At 43.5% G+C, this 1,026-nt stretch carries 1 protein-coding gene; it reads right to left on the reverse strand.

Going from position 1 to position 1,026, the window contains the following annotated elements:
- Positions 1-922 (reverse strand): ABC transporter transmembrane domain-containing protein (locus tag ACR0CG_RS23930; RefSeq protein ID WP_480528000.1); only part of this gene is annotated, 922 nt, incomplete at its 3' end.
- Between the last annotated feature and the right edge of the window lie 104 nt (positions 923-1,026).

The raw sequence follows: 1,026 nt of genomic DNA on the forward strand, positions 1-1,026 counted from the left end.
GTATTTTAGACGCTGAAGTCAAACCGCCCATAGTCTCGTCCGATAGGCGCGCCATACGACGTTGTAGTAGAATATTAGGAAGCGCTATTAAAACGGCCCCTAACATAATGATCCAGACTATAGGTCCAGCTATCCCATAAATCAAAAGTAAAAAAATAAACGAAAAGGGAAGATCAGAAATAAGGCCAATGGCGACATTCGAAAAAAATTCCTTTACTGACGAAAATTCACGAATCATATTTACAACTGCACCCGGAGAAGATGGCAGATTATCCAATTTCACACCAAGTAACCGAGCAAACATATTGCTTGTGATCTCTATTTCTGCCTCCTTCCCAATATGATCAATTATTCTGGCTCGCCTTACACGCAAGATTGCTTCGAAGAGTATCGCCAACCCAACACCACTCGCGAGAACCCAGAGCGTAGGTTCGGATTGTCCCGGGATAACCCGATCGTAAACTTGTAAAGTGAAGAGCGAAACCGTTACTGCCAATACATTAGCAAATAAAGACGCCGTAATTACATCAAAGAGATAGTGCTTTTGGAGTACCAATCTACCCCAAAACCAGTGCTTATTTTCGCTACTTAATACGTGCTGGCGCAAGAGAAAGGTCAAATTCGGCAAAATCCGAAAAGCTTGCCCCGAATGCCCTTCATCAACGTCCGATAATGAAATGGAACGAACCGCTGTTGGATTGACAACGTCGAGAACGTGCAGGTCGTCGGTATCTATATCCACAACGACAAGGAATTCGTCCGATCTTAATTTTAAACAACACGGTACTACTAAATTTGTTACTTTATCCACGTCAGTCCATACTATTTCATGATCAAACCTATGCCCAACTCTCTCCAATAGCTCTTCTGTTAGTATCCCGTGCTCAACGGGTAAACCCTCCATTAAGCGTTGAGCATCCACCCCCAGAGACCTAAAATTCAACAAGGCAACAACTGCGTGTCGAAGAGGACGAGGAAGTTAAGAAATGAGTTTTGAACTTCTTTCCTGCCTGCTCGCTCTCTTTC

The sequence above is a fragment of the Ruegeria sp. AB8 genome (assembly GCF_056542605.1).